We start from the raw sequence: 16,178 nt of genomic DNA on the forward strand, positions 1-16,178 counted from the left end.
ATAATATGCAAAACATTCCTAGTGTTAACTTGCGTGATTTCCTTTCGGACGACCCGAAACGTAAACAAAAATTTGTAAATGAAATCGGTAGTGCATTCGAAGATATAGGCTTCGTAGCGCTCAAAGGGCATTTTTTAAACGATCAATTGGTTGATGAATTGTATGGTGAAATTCGAAATTTCTTTTCGTTGCCATTAGACACAAAACACAACTACGAAATTCCTGGAATTGGCGGGCAAAGAGGTTATGTTTCTTTTGGAAAAGAACATGCCAAAGGCCGTAAAGAAGGAGATTTGAAAGAGTTTTGGCATTTTGGACAATATGTGGATGAAGATTCCAAATATGCTTCAGAATATCCAGATAATGTTGAAGTAAAAGAATTGCCACGTTTTAATATTGTAGGTAAAGAAGCTTATCAAATGCTAGAGAAAACGGGTGTTTATGTATTGAGAGCTTTGGCTTTGCATCTTGGATTGAATGAATTCTATTTTGACGAATTTGCCAAAGACGGAAATTCAATCCTAAGACCTATTCACTACCCTCCTATTACATCAGAGCCGGAGAATGCCATACGTGCAGCTGCTCATGGTGACATCAACCTAATTACTTTGTTGATGGGTGCTCAAGGCAAAGGCTTGCAAGTTCAAAATCACAATGGAGATTGGATTGATGCAGTTGCTGAACCAGATGAATTGGTCATTAATGTGGGTGATATGTTATCCCGTCATACCAATAATAAACTGAAATCTACGATCCATCAGGTGGTGAATCCCCCAAGAGAATTATGGGGTACATCCCGTTATTCTATTCCGTTTTTTATGCACCCCGTAAGTGACATGAAATTAAATTGTTTAGAAAATTGCATTGATGCCGAAAATCCTAAAAAATTCGAGGATATTACCGCAGGAGACTATTTATATGAACGTTTAGTTGACTTAGGTTTAATTGCCCCTCAGCCCCCGAAGGGCGAGTAAAAGAGACTATTTCAAAAACCAAATTCCAATGGTACACTTTTGGAATTTGGTTTTTAATTTTTACAAGTTGAGTTTTATTTTTAGAATAAAAAATTTATGGATTTACAAGACCAATTGAAAAATCTTTTTCCGGATCATGAAATGGGTCCAGAAGAAGTAATCGAAAAAGAAGCGCATGAATTATACGTTCAAAAAGTGCCTATGATTTGCAAATTCGAAAAAAGAAAAGGCAAAGCGACTACTATAATTGAAGGTTATGAAGGAACCGACGAGGATTTTAAAATTCTGGCCAAAGAAATCAAAACCAAATTAAGTGTTGGCGGGACTTTCAAAGATGATTCTATTATCATTCAAGGTGATTATCGTGATAAAATAATGATTATTTTAAAAGAAAAAGGCTTTAAAGTAAAACGTGTAGGGGGATAAGCCCCCTAACCCCCGAAGGGGGAATATTAAGCCTGATAAACTAAAAATCAAATTAAACCTATTTACCCCTAATAGGAGTTCCCCCTTTGGGGGTAAGGGGGATTAACTATGGCTATTCAACAATCCGAATTAATACTCAATCCTGATGGGAGTGTGTATCATCTTAACTTAAAACCCGAAAACATTGCCCACGACATTATTTTTGTGGGAGATCAAGATCGAGTGGCAAAAATTACCAAACACTTTGATTCCATTGAATTTTCGACTCAAAAAAGAGAATTCAAAACCCAAACAGGAATATATAAGGGCAAACGCTTAACGGTGATGTCTACTGGAATTGGGCCTGATAATATTGACATTGTGATCAATGAATTGGATGCACTTGTTAATATTGATTTGGAAACTCGAAAACCAAAAGAAAAATTAACTTCATTAAACATTATTCGTATTGGGACATCAGGTTCTTTGCATGCCGATATTCCTGTAGATAGTTTTGTGATGGCACAATTTGGCTTAGGACTAGACAATATGCTCCGCTCCTATTTGATTGATGCTGTTTCTAATAGTGAAATGGAAAATGCATTTATTGAACACACCAATTGGGACTTACTAAAAGGTAGACCAACAGTAATTCCTTGTTCATCGGTATTAGAAAAAAGAATAGAAAGTAATGTAATATTCAAAGGAATCACGGCAACTGCAGGTGGTTTTTACGGACCACAAGGTCGCGTTTTACGTTTAAATATTAAAGACCCAACCTTAAATTCCAAAATGGATAATTTCCAATTTGAAGGAACCAGAATAACCAATCTCGAGATGGAAACGTCTGCTATTTATGGACTTTCGGCACTTTTAGGACATCAGGCTTTGTCATTGAATGCTCTTATTGCCAATCGCGCCAACGGAACTTTTAGCAGTGATCCATACAAAGCTGTAGATGAATTGATTGCCTATACTCTGGATAAATTGGCAGAGCAATAAAATGGCAGAAACTCACTCAAAAATTTTATTCCGATTTCATAGTGCTATTTTAGATGAAGAAGTAGTTGAAACCATTTGGTCACAAATAATTGATTTGGAAAAAGGAATCTTTAAATTAGATAACGTTCCTTTCTATGGGCCACTTATTGCAACAGAAGATATTTTCTATGCTAAATACGATGAAAATGAAGAAGCCATTGTATATAAAGAAACGATTTCAATTTCTGGGAATTCGATTATTCAAGTTGTGATTTTAAAAGACAATTATGATAAGGAAATTATTAGAGAAAAACTCAAAGTAATGAATTGTCGGTCTGAAGGATTTAATGAAAAGTATTTTGTTGTTGAAATTAAAAAAGAGGTTGATTATGTTGTAGTAAAACATTTTTTAAATGAATATTCTGAATTAGAAGTATTAGATTTTGCGGAACCCTGTTTGTCCAAAAAACACAGTGATGATTTATTGAAATAGTTTTTATATCAGATTTAAAGGCAATGTAAATGATTAAAACAATTTTCAAATCTTCCGATTTATTAACCCAACAAATTCAAAATTTAGGAATTGATACTTGGGACGATTTATTGATTTACGTTAAAAATATTCCCTACGGCCGAAACGCCAACCGTGAAGATTTGTCATTAATTTTAAAAGAAAACAAAGGCACTTGCAGTTCCAAGCATGCTTTTTTGAAAGAAATTGCCAACCTAAATAAAATTCCAAACGTAAAACTCATTATTGGAATTTATAAAATGAACGAAATCAATACTAAAATTGGAACTATTCTCTCTGATAACAGTATTGATTTCATTCCTGAAGCCCATTGTTACTTGAAAATTGATAAAAATCGTATTGATTGTACAACTCCCAAATCGAATTTTGCTAAAATCGAAAAGGATTTATTGGAAGAAATTGAAATTGAACCCTACCAAGTTGGAGAGTTCAAAATCAAATTCCATAAAAATTTCATCAAAAAATGGTTGTCGGACTCAAATGCTACTATCACTTTTGAACAATTGTGGGCGATTCGAGAACATTGTATTACTTATTTATCACAACAATATTTATAAAATTATTTTTATTTTTTAAATATAATTTATTATTAGAAGTGTTGAACAATTAGATAGTAAATTGGCATACCAATTGTGATGTTTACCGGGAATGTTACCGCGAGTGCCATGGGCAAATAAAGACCGGGATTTGACTTGGGTACCGAAATTTGCATTGCTGCTGGAACGGCGATATAGGATGCACTTGCGGCCAATACGGCAAAGATGAATCGGTTGGTGATATCATCGGTGACAAAGGAACTCAAAACTGCGAATATGCAACCGTTGACCAAAGGAATAATCATTGCAAAAAGGAAAGGAAACCATCCGAATGAGAAGAAGGATTTTAGTTTTCTACCACTTGTTACTCCCATATCCAGAAGAAAAATGGCCAAAAATCCTTTGAAAAGGTCATTAGTAAAGGGTTTGATTCCCTCTGCTTGTTTGGTACTCGCCAAAAAGCCGATTACCAAACTGCCAAGGATTAACAATACACTACTATTGGTCAAAGAGTGTTTTAGGACAGCACTGAATTTTATTTTATCAGAAGATTGATCTTTATTGAATATAGATATCAGGACGAGCCCAATGATAATGGCAGGTGACTCCATTAAAGCCATTATAGCGACCATGTGTCCATGAAGGGTTAATTGCTGTGATTCGAGATAGGAAACCGCCGTGACAAAGGTAACAGCACTTACCGAGCCGTAGGCCGCCGCAATGGCTCCTGCATCATAAACACTGAGTTTTCTTTTTAGGATAAAAAAGGTGTACAATGGTATTAGCATCGAAATCATGATTCCAAAGAGCATGGACAAGGCAATCTCGCTCGAGAATTCTTCATGCGACAGTTCTTGTCCTCCCTTAAAACCAATAGCAAACAGCAAGTAAAGTGAAATAAATTTTGATGTATTAGGTGGTATTTCCAAATCACTTTTTAGGAGTACTGCAATCACGCCAAGCACAAAAAAAAGTAATGCTGGATTGGTTAGGTTCTCGAGTAATAGGTTTAAGTTCATGATATTCTGTGTTTATTTATTATTTTATTATTTACTGTCAATTTAAAAAAGTGTTACTCAATAAACTCAAGTTCTCCTGTGCGTAATGTGTAAAAGGCTCCTACAATTTTGATTTCCCCTTTACTTTCCATTGTTCGTAATATTTCGCTTTTTACCCTAATCTCACTTATGGTATGACGAACATTGTTTTGGGCAACTTCTTTGACAAAGGATTCGTTTTTGGATGATTTTTCACCATGAAAATCTTTGCTCATCTCAACTGCGGGCTTTATGTTTGCGAGCATTGAGGTTATGTTTCCTAACTTTACATCATCTATTGCACTTTTTACCGCTCCACAGTGTTGATGCCCCATTACCAATATTAGTTTTGCCCCAGCTACTTTACAGGCAAATTCCATACTTCCCAAAAGGTCTGTGTTTACAAAATTGCCCGCTACCCTGCCCACAAATACATCTCCAATTCCCTGATCAAATACATCTTCTACAGGCACTCTGCTATCGAGACAACTTAGAACCATCGCCTTTGGGTGTTGACCTCCCGTTGCAACTTTTCTAATTTCGTCTGAATGCTCGCGTTGCGTTACGTTACCGCTTTTAAAGCGTTGGTTGCCTTCTTTGAATTCAAGTAAAACCTGATTGGGTGTTAATTGATCCTGTTCTGCTTTAGTCAGCACATGCTGATGTTTATAGGATCCCGTGTGAGATGTATTGTTTTCATTTGAAATCTTGTTTGAATTCGTTTTACATGATGGAAACAATTGTAGGAACAAAACTAAGGTTGCAACTTGTAACATTTTCATAATTTGTTTGATTTAAAATTTGACATTGCAAATGTGGGAACTAAAAAACATAAATTTTCATTTATATTATTAATTAAAAGCATTAAAATTTTTTATGTTTTTATTTCGATTTAATTCTTGTTCGGCATTAATTATTCTGCCATCGTTTACAATGGAAGCGTTTCGTATGATTGATTTCATTCTTTACTTTTTTATAGCTCTTTCCAAACGGTCATTTATAGATTTACCAAGTCCTTTGTTGGGCAAACGCTCTGCAATGATTACGTCCAAGTTGCTTTTGTCCAAACGGTGCATTGTGGCATATAAATTCTTTGCGGCTTCGGCTAGATCTCCTGTTCTGGAGAGCACTTCTTGAAGTATATTTTCGGTACCTGTAATTTCATCCTTGAACAAAAGCAACCCAACTTTTTTACCAGAGAATGATGGTATCAACTCGGGTACATTGTCGGTAAGATAGGTGCTGGTTTTTGGTGCGTAATGTCGCGAAAGCATTCCTGGAGCATCGGGTGTACTGTTTTTAGTAGTTGTGACTTGCACCTTTCCCACGATTCGTTCTATAGCTTCTATTGAAATTGAACCGTGCCTGTAAAGAATCGGTTTATCATTTTCGAAACCAATTATTGTAGATTCTATTCCGTTTTGGCACGCTCCTCCATCCAATACAATTTCCAAATTCTCTTTGAAATAGTTTGAAACATGCATGGCAGTTGTAGGACTTATACAACCGAAAGGATTAGCACTTGGTGCTGCCAGCGGAAATTCAAGTAGTTCCAAAAGCGCTAATGCCACAGGGTGATTCGGTACTCTTACAGCAACAGTCTCTTTGCCAGCAGTGACGATGTCTGGAATGTGAGGTTGTTTTTTCAAAACTAACGTTAACGATCCTGGCCAAAACTCCTTGGCAAGCTTCCAGGCCATGTCTGGAATATCAGAGGCAACCGTGTCTAAAAATGCGGTAGACTTGATATGTACAATTAATGGGTTGTAAAAGGGTCTCTTTTTTAATTCGAATATTTTTTTCAAAGCATTTTCACTATAGGCATTTCCGGCCAATCCATAAACGGTTTCGGTGGGAATAGCTATTATCTCATCATTTATCAAAGCCTGCGCGGCTTTGGTTATATTAGTTGTTGTCATGGATTTTTTTTAAGGATTACAATTGTCGCAATACGTAGGGTCTTCAGATTTTTTTTGGTTTGGATACATTTCTTCTTTTACATAAGAACATTTTTGGCAGGTATAGATATGACTTAAAGTGGATTGGGTTGGAAAACGACACCATTCACAAGGAAGACCCAGTTTGGCATCCGTCACCCCAAAACCTGGGGTATTGCAATTAGGACAACAGGAATTGATTTTATCGGCTAATTTTAGGGCAGCACTTTCAATAACATTCATACGGGTAGGATTGTACATTGCCCGCATATCGGTTTCAATATAAACTGATCCATATAATTTGATGAAATGATTGTACACGTCCACTAATTTTCCCCAATCGCTGATGCCTTTTTCTATTTCAATAAAATCATCGATGGATTTCCTGGCAATCAAGGCGTGTGATGGGAATTTTGCCCTTCCAGCAAATTCATCCAACTCCTGTTTGCTATGTATTACAGCACCACTAAAATTGGTGTCCATACTTAACTCTCTGGCAACAATCTCCAAATTATTTTTTTTGTCGATAAAAAATAAAAACTCATCATCGGCAGGAGCAAAGAAAATGGATGGGTGTGAGCCAAAAGAACCTTCGCTTGCTATGGCCATATCACAATTGGTCAACTCCATAGCCATAAGGCATTTTTTCTTGGCGGTGTTTATTGGATCCTCTTTCCTATCTATTTCTCCTGTAAATGTTCCAAGTTCATCGGTGTCAAAATTTGAAACTACAAAACATTTCACACCTAATTCCCTTGCTAAAATTGGAGCAATTACTTTTTCTTTTTCATGTTTGGTTGCAATTAGCAGTTTTCTTCCAGCAAACATTTTATTCTTCAGTATTAGAAAAACGAATATGAACCGTTGATGTTATCACTATATTCTGGTTTTGTGTTGTTCCTTCAGTTATTATTCTGGAGATTGCTTCAACACTTTCTTTTAGTTCGGGAATTCTTCTTATTGCGATTTCGTCTTCCTTTCCATAACGCTCCTGTGAACTGAAGTTCTTCTTTTGATGGAAATTGATTTTGTTGATGAATAAGTCCATCAATAGTTCCTTTGCCTCAGTTGGTGAAAAATTACCGTCTATAAGTATAATTTTCTCAGTTGTTTTCATGTGCAATACTATTATGATTATAAATTTGAAGATTTTTTAGTCCCGATACTATTGAAATCGCAAGAAATAATTTTTGAAAAATAAACTCTCCTTCCATTAAAGTGGTTATAAAAAAAAGAACCGTCAATATTGCGCTTGCAAAAATTATAATTTCGACTGTTTTCATTTGATACTATGTAGGTTAATTTAAAGTACTTTATGCTTAATTTTTATGGTCTATCTTTTGTATTTTGTATTTTCGAAAGGAACTTTTTAAAAGAAACTCTTGCCTACCTTTATTGATATTTTTCTCAATAATTTTAGAAATTTTATTTAACAGCACAAAACTCCGAATTCAAATTCATTAATTTTTATTTATATTTGTAATGTAATATATTAGATTTTTTTATGAATTATACTTTAAATCAACTCCAGATATTTTTGAAAATAGTAAAAACACAAAGTGTAACAAAGGCATCGGAGGAATTACATCTAACCCAGCCCGCGGTATCGATACAGTTAAAGAATTTTCAGGAACAATTTGACATTCCATTGACAGAGGTGGTTGGGAGGAAAATTTACATCACCGATTTTGGCTATGAAATTGCCGAGGCAGCCGAGAATATCATAAACCAAGTACATGCCATCAACTATAAAACGTTAGCCTACAAAGGACAAATGGCTGGTAAATTGAAAATTTCAATCGTTTCGACAGGTAAATATGTGATGCCCTACTTTCTCGCCGATTTCATGAAAGAACATTCGGGGATCGAGTTGCTGATGGATGTAACAAATAAAAGTAGGGTTATTGAGAGTTTAGAAAACAATGAGGTCGATTTTGCACTAGTTTCCATTTTGCCTTCCAAACTCAATATAGAAAAACTAGACCTGCTTCAAAATAAACTGTATTTAGTGGGGAATACTGATATCACTATCGAAAAAGAGGATCAGGAAGAAAGTTTCTTCGAAAATTTGCCTTTAATTTTTAGGGAAAAAGGTTCTGGAACAAGGCAAACCATGGTTAGTTTCTTTGAAAGAAACGCCATTTCGGTATTGAATAAAATGGAACTCACCTCAAACGAAGCCGTAAAACAGGCATTAATAGCTGGTTTGGGTTATTCAATTATGCCTTTAATTGGAATAAAAAGCGAACTGAGTAACAATGAACTGCAAATAATTCCAGTTAAAGGATTGCCTATTACAACCAACTGGAGTTTAATATGGCTCAAAGGAAAAAAGCACTCCCCTGTTGCAAAAGCAATTTTAAACTATATTGAAAAAGAAAAATCAAATATCGTACATGATAAGTTCGAATGGTACGAAAAATACTAAAAAATATTTTTAAAATAATGAGATTCCTTTTTTAAATCTATCTTTACTTTTTCAAAAAATAAAAAATGAAAATAATACTTACGGGAGCTACAGGTGTTTTGGGATCGCATATTATGTATGATATTCTAGAGCTTTTTATCAAAGAAAAGAAAAACGGAAAACTTTTTATTATTGCCAGAAACAAAGGAAAAGTAAGTGCTTTAGATCGTATTAATGAGCTTTTGACTAGTGATTACACCCCTCAAATTTTACAAAAAAGCGGTTTAGAAAAAGTACATGAATATATCGAAATTATTGATTCGGACTTAGCGAATCTTAAAGGTAGTTTTTCAGAGAAAATTAAAGGGGCTTACTTTATTCATTCTGCAGGCTATGTCAATTTATCTACTGACGAAAACCTAAAAGAAAAGATTTTTGATGAAAATGCCAAAATAACCAAATCTCTTTTCAAGACTTTTTCCCCTTTTATCACGAAGTTCATTTATATCGGCACTGCGTTTTCATCCGGAATACGAGACGGTATAATCGAGAATGATTTCCATAACCTAGATTTCACTCCTGAACATCGCAATGCGTATGAGGACGCCAAATTTCATTCGGAGAATTATATTGCTCAGGAATGCAAAGCTTTGGGATTACCATTTCAGATTTTGAGACCAAGTGTGATTGGAGGTAAAATGCTGGGTACCGAAAGTCCTTATTTCATTCCAAAATACATGGTTTTTTATCTTTTGGCCAAGTTTTTTCATTTTACTTCACAGCGAAGAGGAGAGCAAGAAAATGTGCGTTTCATCATCAATGAAGAAACAGGTTTAAATATCATTCCTGTTGATTATGTGGCCAGAGTAATTGTAAACACTTTTGAACGAGATGACATCGAGCAGCTGAACATTGTAAGTGACAAAAGCTTTAATATCGTGAAAGGATTACAGTTGATTATGAAAGAAGTGGGTTATACCAATTTTACTTTAATCAAAAATCCACTCGATTTTACATATAAAAATACAATCGAAAAGCTGTATTATGAAAGTATTGGTAAGCATTTGAAACCTTATTTTATAACCAGTCCTAACGAATACGACACCACTTTGCTGAATTCAATTCTGGAAATTCCAAAATTAGACAGTCAGGCCTTTACCAATATGATTCGCTATGCCATATCCAATGATTTTAAGGATATTAATGTGTAATTAAAGTTGCTGAGTTGCAAAGTCCCTAAAACTTTTATAAACTTAGTGACTTTGAGAAAAACTTAATGACTTAGTATCTTAGAAACTTAGTAACTTTAAAAAAAAAAAGTACTTTTACAAAAAGCAATAAAGATCCCTACTTTTGGGTATTATGATACAACTTAACAAAACTAATTTTCATATAGTAAAGTCCAAGTTTCAGCTGAAAAAACCTTGGGATAGTTTTGTTATCTTTTTTTTAAGCATCCTGATTACAATTCCTTTATTTATAGTACTTCACCAAAATTTAATCGATCCACATTGGTATTTTAATTTGGATCGAATACTTCTTTTTATTTTAGTTCTGACAATAATTCACTTCGCATTGTACACATTGCGAACCATAATTATTGTTTGTTTAGCACTCTATTTGTTGGTCCTTATTTATGGAACTTTATTTGGGAATTTTAGTTTCAATTCTGTTTTTGAAGATTATAATTCCATGTTGTACACTATGAATAATAATCCATTTCCACAAGATATTATCATCGCCAAATTGCTGCCATTTCCTAATAAAGAAGAGATTTTAAAGGCAATAGAATACGAAAATCCAAAAGTTAGAAACTTTGCGATTATGGCCACTACAAAACATTTCAAAAATTGCAAGGGATATTCAGAGTATAGAAACTTGATTCAATGTTTTGCAGTTTTTAAAGAAATAAATAGTCGTTGGAACTATGTGAATGATCCCAAAAATGGAGATTATATAGCAACCGCACACGAATCCTTACGCTACTTTTCTGGAGATTGTGACGATCATTCCATTTTGATGGCGGCTGCTATTAGGTCCATTGGCGGAACCCCAAGATTGATTCATACCAAAGGTCATATCTATCCCGAAATATTAATTGGAAATATGAAAGACCTTGAAAAAGCAAATTTGCTAATAAAAAATGTATTATTTCCATATGAAAGCCAACACAAGCAACTTAATTACCATATCGACGAGCGCAATCAAGTCTGGCTAAATCTTGATTATACCGCAAAATATCCCGGAGGTCCTTTTCTGTCCGAAGAAATTTTGGGTGCATTGACATTAGAATAAACGATAAAATTAATTCTAGTGTTAGTCTTTTTATTGAAGCTATTTCCCGCGTTTCGTTACAAGTCCTCACAAAAAAAGTAAAGTTTCTAATGTTCTGAAAAGAGCTTCCTTTGGTCGCTTTTCCAGAACAAGAAACTTTTACTTTTTTTGCTCCGGGCTTTCCACTTCACTCGGGGCTAGGGCATTTGTTTATTTCAATTTACTTTTATCGTTTAACCAATAAAGTTGTCTCCCTAATTCGGCCAAAAAAGGCAAACCTATTTCATCATATTCGTAAACGTTGTCATTAAAAATTCCGTCTTTATTGACTAATATTGTGGCCGAAACCATAAACTCAATATTTTTTTCTGAGTCTACAATGTAAGCACAATCAATAAGTGTTCCGTAAGCATCGCCTACTTTATTGTATATTTTTATTGAAGCTGGGATATTTTCTTTAGTATCACCAAACATAAAAAATTTGCAATAACCATCATAATATTCTTTTGGATCGTAACCTGCATTTTTTGGTAAATTTTGCATCGAAAAAAGAATAAATTCTCTGTCTTTTTCTGTAATATGAAATCGTTCACTTTTCTTGAAATTATTGGGAAAAATGATTCTTTTCAAAGTATTATGTAAAGTTTCAAGCGGATAGTAATTCTTATTCGAAAAGTCAAAAGGTTCCTTTACAAGTGTGTCATTATCTAGGTATCCAATTCCTTTTTTGATTTTATTCAATTGCAAAGGGTTATATTTTTCGGTTGTATATTGAGGGAAATTTTCAATAGAAAGATCGTCTTTGTATAACGCAATCGATTTGATGGTTTTACTACCCGAATTTGGAGTTGATAAACGATGATTGATTCTAAAAGGTTTTAATCCTTTAATCTCCATATTTTTATTTAGATAATCAAAACCAATAAATTCAAATAAATTATTGCTAGCATCATTATCGCTTACAGCAAAAATCTTAGAGATTTCATCAGAAAATCTTATTTTATTTGGATTGCCGTCAATTGTAAATTGACTGTTTATAGAAGTATTTGGAATACTATTTAATTTTTCCAAAGCCATAACGGCAATAGGAAATTTTACAGTGCTGGCAGGATAGAAATAGTTGTTTTTGTTGAGGTTATAGGTATAATCTTTAAAGATAATTTTATTATTTTTTTCTCTAATAATTTGAGTATAAATAATTTGAAGTTCATAGGCTTCAGGATTATTCATCACTTTTTTTATCTTGTCATTATCTGAAGTTAAAGCTTTTTTAAGCAAGTTTTGAGCATTGCTAATATTTGTAATCGTACAAATGAATACAATTATAACTAATGAATTAAAGTGTTTTTTTATCATATTATCCAATATATTGGTTCCAATTTATTACTTTTCAAATATATATTTGCTTGACTAAAGTGTTTATTCCCAAACCATTTTCCTTGATTGGCACTCATCGGTGAAGGGTGCCCTGATTCCAATACCAAATGTTTATTTCTGTCAATTTTAGCTCCTTTTTTTTGGGCAAAACTTCCCCATAACATAAATACAATATTTTCTTTTTCTTCCGATATTTTTTGAATAACGGCATCTGTAAAAAGATTCCATTTAAGGTGTTTATGACTATTTGGATTGTCTTTTCTAACAGTTAATGAAGCGTTTAAAAGTAAAACACCTTGTTTGGCCCAAGATTCCAAATTTCCTGATGTGGGCATGAAAATCGAATCCAAATCGGTATTGATTTCTCTAAAAATATTGCGCAACGAAGGTGGAATTCGCACTGAATCATTTACCGAAAAAGATAAACCATTGGCTTCGCCATCGCCGTGATATGGATCTTGACCAATAATAACCACTTTTACATTCTCAAAAGAACAAGTATTTAAGGCTGAAAAAATCAACTCTTTGGGAGGAAAACAAACTGAATTTTGATATTCTTGATCAACAAGCTCGATCAATTCCAGGAAATAAGGTTTCTCTATTTCCTCAGATAAAATAGTTTGCCAGGAAGGATTCAAGTTGATTTGCATATTCAAAGTTTATTTCACAAAGATACACGAAGATTCAAAAGAGATTCGCAAAATTGGCAAAACAAAAACATTATGTTTCTTAGTAAATCGCTGTGGTTTCTATTTTGCTAATCTCTGTGAAATAACCCTATGTTTCTTTCTTAAATAACCTTATTTTTGTAGCGTCAAATCAAATTTATAAATGATCTCCATTACCGAAAAAACGTTACAAGATTTACAATTTCCTACGGTTCTCGAAACGATTTCCGATATTTGTAATACTGATATAGGAAAACAAAAAGCCTTAGAAATAACTCCTTTTAGAGACAAAGATACTTTGATGAGCGCTTTATTGCAGACTTCTGAGTATGTTTCTTCTTTTCAAAACAACAATGCCATCCCCAATCACGGTTTTGATGCTATTACATACGAAATAAAATTTTTAGCCATCGAAGACAGTTTTCTAGAAGTCGGTGGTTTTAGAAAAATTGCCACAATATCCGAAACGACGAATGTACTATTGACGTTTCTGAATAAATTCAATGATTATTACCCTAATCTTTGTGCCAAAAGTTCTGGAATTCAACTTACCAGAGCGATTATCACGCTTGTTGATGCTGTAGTTGATAAATATGGAGAAATAAAAGACAATGCCTCACCAGAATTACTAAACATTCGCCGCAATATGAATTCGGTTCGAGGGAAAATGAACCAAAGTTTTGGAATAGCACTTACGCAATACAACGGTTTGGGATATTTGGATGATATTAAAGAAAGTTTTGTGCAAAATCGTCGTGTTTTGGCTGTTTTAGCAATGTACCGACGCAAAGTAAGAGGCTCTATTTTGGGTAGTTCCAAAACAGGGAGTATTGCTTATATTGAACCAGAAGCTACGCTGAATTACTCTCGTGAACTCAGTAATTTGGAATATGAGGAAAAAGAAGAAATTACTAGAATTCTAAAGCAATTATCGAATGCAATTCGACCATTTTTACCATTGTTGATTCAATATCAAGATTTCCTGAGTGATATTGATGTGATTGCTGCAAAAGCGAAATATGCCAATAGAATCAATGGAATTTTGCCAACAATTACAGAGGAACGCCGTCTTTATTTTAGAGATGCCTATCATCCTATTTTGTATTTGAATAACAAGCAAAAAAAGGAAGTTACGCATCCACAAACCATCGAATTAAGTCAAGAAAATAGAATAATTGTTATTTCAGGACCCAACGCGGGAGGTAAAACCATCTCGATGAAAACGGTTGGTTTGTTGCAATTAATGTTGCAATCGGGAATGTTGATTCCTGTACACGAACGCAGTGAAACGTTTCTATTTGATAGAATACTCACGGATATTGGAGACAACCAATCAATTGAAAATCATTTAAGTACTTATAGTTATCGATTGAAAAACATGAACTACTTTTTGAAAAAGTGCAATAAGAAAACCATGTTTTTGATTGATGAATTTGGTACCGGTTCTGATCCTGAATTGGGAGGTGCTTTGGCCGAAATTTTCTTGGAAGAGTTCTACCATCGGGAAGCTTTTGGATTAATCACGACGCATTATTCGAATCTAAAAATTTTAGCAAATGAGCTCCCTTGCGCTACTAATGCCAACATGCTCTTTGACGAAAAATCATTAGAACCCATGTACAAATTGGCTTTGGGACAAGCGGGAAGTTCATTTACTTTTGAAGTAGCTTTAAAAAATGGAATCCCATTTAGTTTAATCAACCGCGCTAAGAAGAAAATTGAAGTAGGAAAAGTTCGTTTTGATAAAACAATTGCCAACTTGCAGAAAGAGCGTTCCAAAATGGAGAAAACGTCACAAACGCTAAAAGAAGAAGAAACCAAAGCGCGTCAGGAAGGCAAAAAAATGGAAGATATTAATGTCAAAATCAAGCAAAAACTGGAAAGCTACCAGGAGTTATATGACAGCAATCAAAAGACAATTTACATAGGTCAAAAAATTGAAGATATTGCTGAGAAATATTTTAATAATAAAAATAAAAAAGACCTGATAGGTGAGTTTCTGAAAATCATCGAAATAGAAAATTCCAAACGCAAAAAAGCCACTCCTAAAGAAGCAAAAGCGATTATCCAGAAGAAAAAAGAAATTATAGAGGAAGTTACTGTTGTCGTAGAAGAAATCCGCAAGGAAAAGAAAGAGAAGAAATTAAAACCTGTAATTGTAAAACCCAATGTTATTCTAAAAATAGGAGATCGTGTGCGTATGCAGGATGGAAAATCAGTGGGAACCATTGATAAAATTGAAAAAAACAAAGCCGTAGTGAATTATGGTGTGTTTACTTCAAAAGTGAGTTTGGATGAATTGGAGTTTGTTGAACATGGGAAAAAATAGTATTCATTAACACAACTTTGTCAAATTTTTGAACTTTAGCAAATATTTTTAGAAACCTTATCATGCAAAACCTCCCTCTCCATAAAAAAATAATCCTCTTTGACGGTGTTTGTAACCTCTGTAATTCTGCGGTGCAATTTATTATCAAACATGACAAAAAGGATGTCTTTAGATTCGTTCCTTTACAATCAGATTTGGGTTTAGATATTTTGAAATACATTGGAATTGATTTTGCCAAGATAGATAGTATTGTACTTTATGAGCCTGGAGTCGCTTACTACTACAAATCGGATGCAGCATTGCAAATTGCAAAAAGTTTGAATGGTTTATATTCATTTGGAATTATTTTTAAAATTATTCCAAATGGAATCAGAAATCAATTATATGACTATATAGCCAGAAATAGATACAATTGGTTTGGCAAAAAAGAGAGTTGCATGATACCTACTCCAGAATTAAAAATAAAATTTTTAGAATAATTGTATTCTATGATAAATGTCATCTCTTTAGATGGATTGTTATCTTAAATTTGACCAATCTAAAAAATTAATTTTTATGAGAAACTTATCGCTTTATTCTTGGGAAAACGGTGCATTTATAATGGTAATTGTTTTCGGATTGGTAATTATTGGTTTAATTGGAGCAGTTGTATTGATGATAAATTCTGGTAAAAAAAAATGATTAGTTTTTTTGTCTAAAAAAAAGAGGATGCCTTTCTGTG

The 16,178-nt window shown here is 33.8% G+C and carries 18 protein-coding genes; 11 read left to right on the forward strand and 7 right to left on the reverse strand.

Features of this window, described 5'->3' with window-relative positions:
* Window positions 1-5: 5 nt before the first annotated feature.
* The 5 genes from OYT91_RS04340 (at window position 6) to OYT91_RS04360 (ending at window position 3,449) form a co-directional block, all read left to right on the forward strand.
* The gene (locus tag OYT91_RS04340; RefSeq protein ID WP_281239658.1) at window positions 6-974 is read left to right on the forward strand and encodes an isopenicillin N synthase family dioxygenase; all 969 of its coding nucleotides are present in this window, start codon (window positions 6-8) and stop codon (window positions 972-974) included.
* Window positions 975-1,070: 96 nt separating this feature from the next.
* Window positions 1,071-1,400 carry a translation initiation factor gene (locus OYT91_RS04345; RefSeq protein WP_269222872.1) on the forward strand — a complete coding sequence of 110 codons (330 nt, stop codon included), beginning with the start codon at window positions 1,071-1,073 and terminating at the stop codon, window positions 1,398-1,400.
* Between the two features lie 108 nt (window positions 1,401-1,508).
* Complete coding sequence (locus tag OYT91_RS04350; protein ID WP_281239659.1) at window positions 1,509-2,381, forward strand: nucleoside phosphorylase; 873 nt, start codon at window positions 1,509-1,511, stop codon at window positions 2,379-2,381.
* Between the two features lies 1 nt (window position 2,382).
* The gene (locus tag OYT91_RS04355; RefSeq protein ID WP_281239660.1) at window positions 2,383-2,853 is read left to right on the forward strand and encodes a DUF4265 domain-containing protein; all 471 of its coding nucleotides are present in this window, start codon (window positions 2,383-2,385) and stop codon (window positions 2,851-2,853) included.
* A 29-nt stretch (window positions 2,854-2,882) separates the two neighbouring features.
* A complete protein-coding gene (locus tag OYT91_RS04360) occupies window positions 2,883-3,449 on the forward strand; it encodes a hypothetical protein (protein WP_281239661.1) in 567 nt (188 codons plus the stop codon).
* Window positions 3,450-3,481: 32 nt separating this feature from the next.
* On the opposite strand, the gene OYT91_RS04365 is transcribed toward OYT91_RS04360, so the two are convergent.
* The 5 genes from OYT91_RS04365 to OYT91_RS04385 all read right to left on the reverse strand — a co-directional run bounded on the left by OYT91_RS04365 (window position 3,482) and on the right by OYT91_RS04385 (window position 7,519).
* A complete protein-coding gene (locus tag OYT91_RS04365) occupies window positions 3,482-4,447 on the reverse strand; it encodes a sodium-dependent bicarbonate transport family permease (RefSeq protein ID WP_281239662.1) in 966 nt (321 codons plus the stop codon).
* A gap of 53 nt (window positions 4,448-4,500) precedes the next feature.
* Window positions 4,501-5,247, reverse strand: a complete 747-nt coding sequence (locus OYT91_RS04370; RefSeq protein WP_281239663.1) for a carbonic anhydrase family protein — start codon at window positions 5,245-5,247, stop codon at window positions 4,501-4,503.
* 183 nt (window positions 5,248-5,430) lie between these two features.
* A complete protein-coding gene (locus OYT91_RS04375; protein WP_281239664.1) occupies window positions 5,431-6,384 on the reverse strand; it encodes an L-threonylcarbamoyladenylate synthase in 954 nt (317 codons plus the stop codon).
* Window positions 6,385-6,393: 9 nt separating this feature from the next.
* Window positions 6,394-7,230: a DUF6671 family protein gene (locus tag OYT91_RS04380; protein WP_281239665.1), complete on the reverse strand. Its 837-nt coding sequence runs from the start codon at window positions 7,228-7,230 to the stop codon at window positions 6,394-6,396.
* Window position 7,231: 1 nt separating this feature from the next.
* Window positions 7,232-7,519 (reverse strand): hypothetical protein, encoded by a 288-nt coding sequence (locus tag OYT91_RS04385; RefSeq protein ID WP_281239666.1) that lies wholly within the window; start codon window positions 7,517-7,519, stop codon window positions 7,232-7,234.
* Window positions 7,520-7,906: 387 nt separating this feature from the next.
* Between OYT91_RS04385 and OYT91_RS04390 the strand changes: the two genes are divergently transcribed.
* The 3 genes from OYT91_RS04390 (at window position 7,907) to OYT91_RS04400 (ending at window position 11,104) form a co-directional block, all read left to right on the forward strand.
* Window positions 7,907-8,830, forward strand: a complete 924-nt coding sequence (locus tag OYT91_RS04390) for a LysR family transcriptional regulator (protein WP_281239667.1) — start codon at window positions 7,907-7,909, stop codon at window positions 8,828-8,830.
* Window positions 8,831-8,895: 65 nt separating this feature from the next.
* Window positions 8,896-10,020 carry an SDR family oxidoreductase gene (locus OYT91_RS04395; RefSeq protein WP_281239668.1) on the forward strand — a complete coding sequence of 375 codons (1,125 nt, stop codon included), beginning with the start codon at window positions 8,896-8,898 and terminating at the stop codon, window positions 10,018-10,020.
* A gap of 151 nt (window positions 10,021-10,171) precedes the next feature.
* Window positions 10,172-11,104, forward strand: coding sequence for a transglutaminase-like domain-containing protein (locus OYT91_RS04400; protein WP_281239669.1), 933 nt, complete (start codon window positions 10,172-10,174; stop codon window positions 11,102-11,104).
* 189 nt (window positions 11,105-11,293) lie between these two features.
* Here OYT91_RS04400 and OYT91_RS04405 read toward each other — a convergent pair whose 3' ends face one another.
* Both OYT91_RS04405 and ung read right to left on the reverse strand, forming a co-directional pair.
* On the reverse strand, window positions 11,294-12,439 hold the full coding sequence (locus OYT91_RS04405) for a serine hydrolase (protein ID WP_281239670.1): 1,146 nt from the start codon (window positions 12,437-12,439) through the stop codon (window positions 11,294-11,296).
* Complete coding sequence (gene ung, locus OYT91_RS04410) at window positions 12,436-13,110, reverse strand: uracil-DNA glycosylase (protein ID WP_281239671.1); 675 nt, start codon at window positions 13,108-13,110, stop codon at window positions 12,436-12,438. The genes OYT91_RS04405 and ung overlap by 4 nt, the downstream gene beginning before the upstream one ends.
* 181 nt (window positions 13,111-13,291) lie before the next feature.
* Between ung and OYT91_RS04415 the strand changes: the two genes are divergently transcribed.
* The 3 genes from OYT91_RS04415 (at window position 13,292) to OYT91_RS04425 (ending at window position 16,138) form a co-directional block, all read left to right on the forward strand.
* Window positions 13,292-15,457 carry an endonuclease MutS2 gene (locus OYT91_RS04415; RefSeq protein ID WP_281239672.1) on the forward strand — a complete coding sequence of 722 codons (2,166 nt, stop codon included), beginning with the start codon at window positions 13,292-13,294 and terminating at the stop codon, window positions 15,455-15,457.
* Window positions 15,458-15,519: 62 nt separating this feature from the next.
* A complete protein-coding gene (locus OYT91_RS04420; RefSeq protein ID WP_281239673.1) occupies window positions 15,520-15,936 on the forward strand; it encodes a thiol-disulfide oxidoreductase DCC family protein in 417 nt (138 codons plus the stop codon).
* A gap of 76 nt (window positions 15,937-16,012) precedes the next feature.
* The gene (locus tag OYT91_RS04425; RefSeq protein ID WP_281239674.1) at window positions 16,013-16,138 is read left to right on the forward strand and encodes a hypothetical protein; all 126 of its coding nucleotides are present in this window, start codon (window positions 16,013-16,015) and stop codon (window positions 16,136-16,138) included.
* The last annotated feature ends 40 nt before the right edge of the window (window positions 16,139-16,178 follow it).

This window comes from Flavobacterium praedii (assembly GCF_026810365.1).
GTDB lineage: Bacteria > Bacteroidota > Bacteroidia > Flavobacteriales > Flavobacteriaceae > Flavobacterium > Flavobacterium praedii.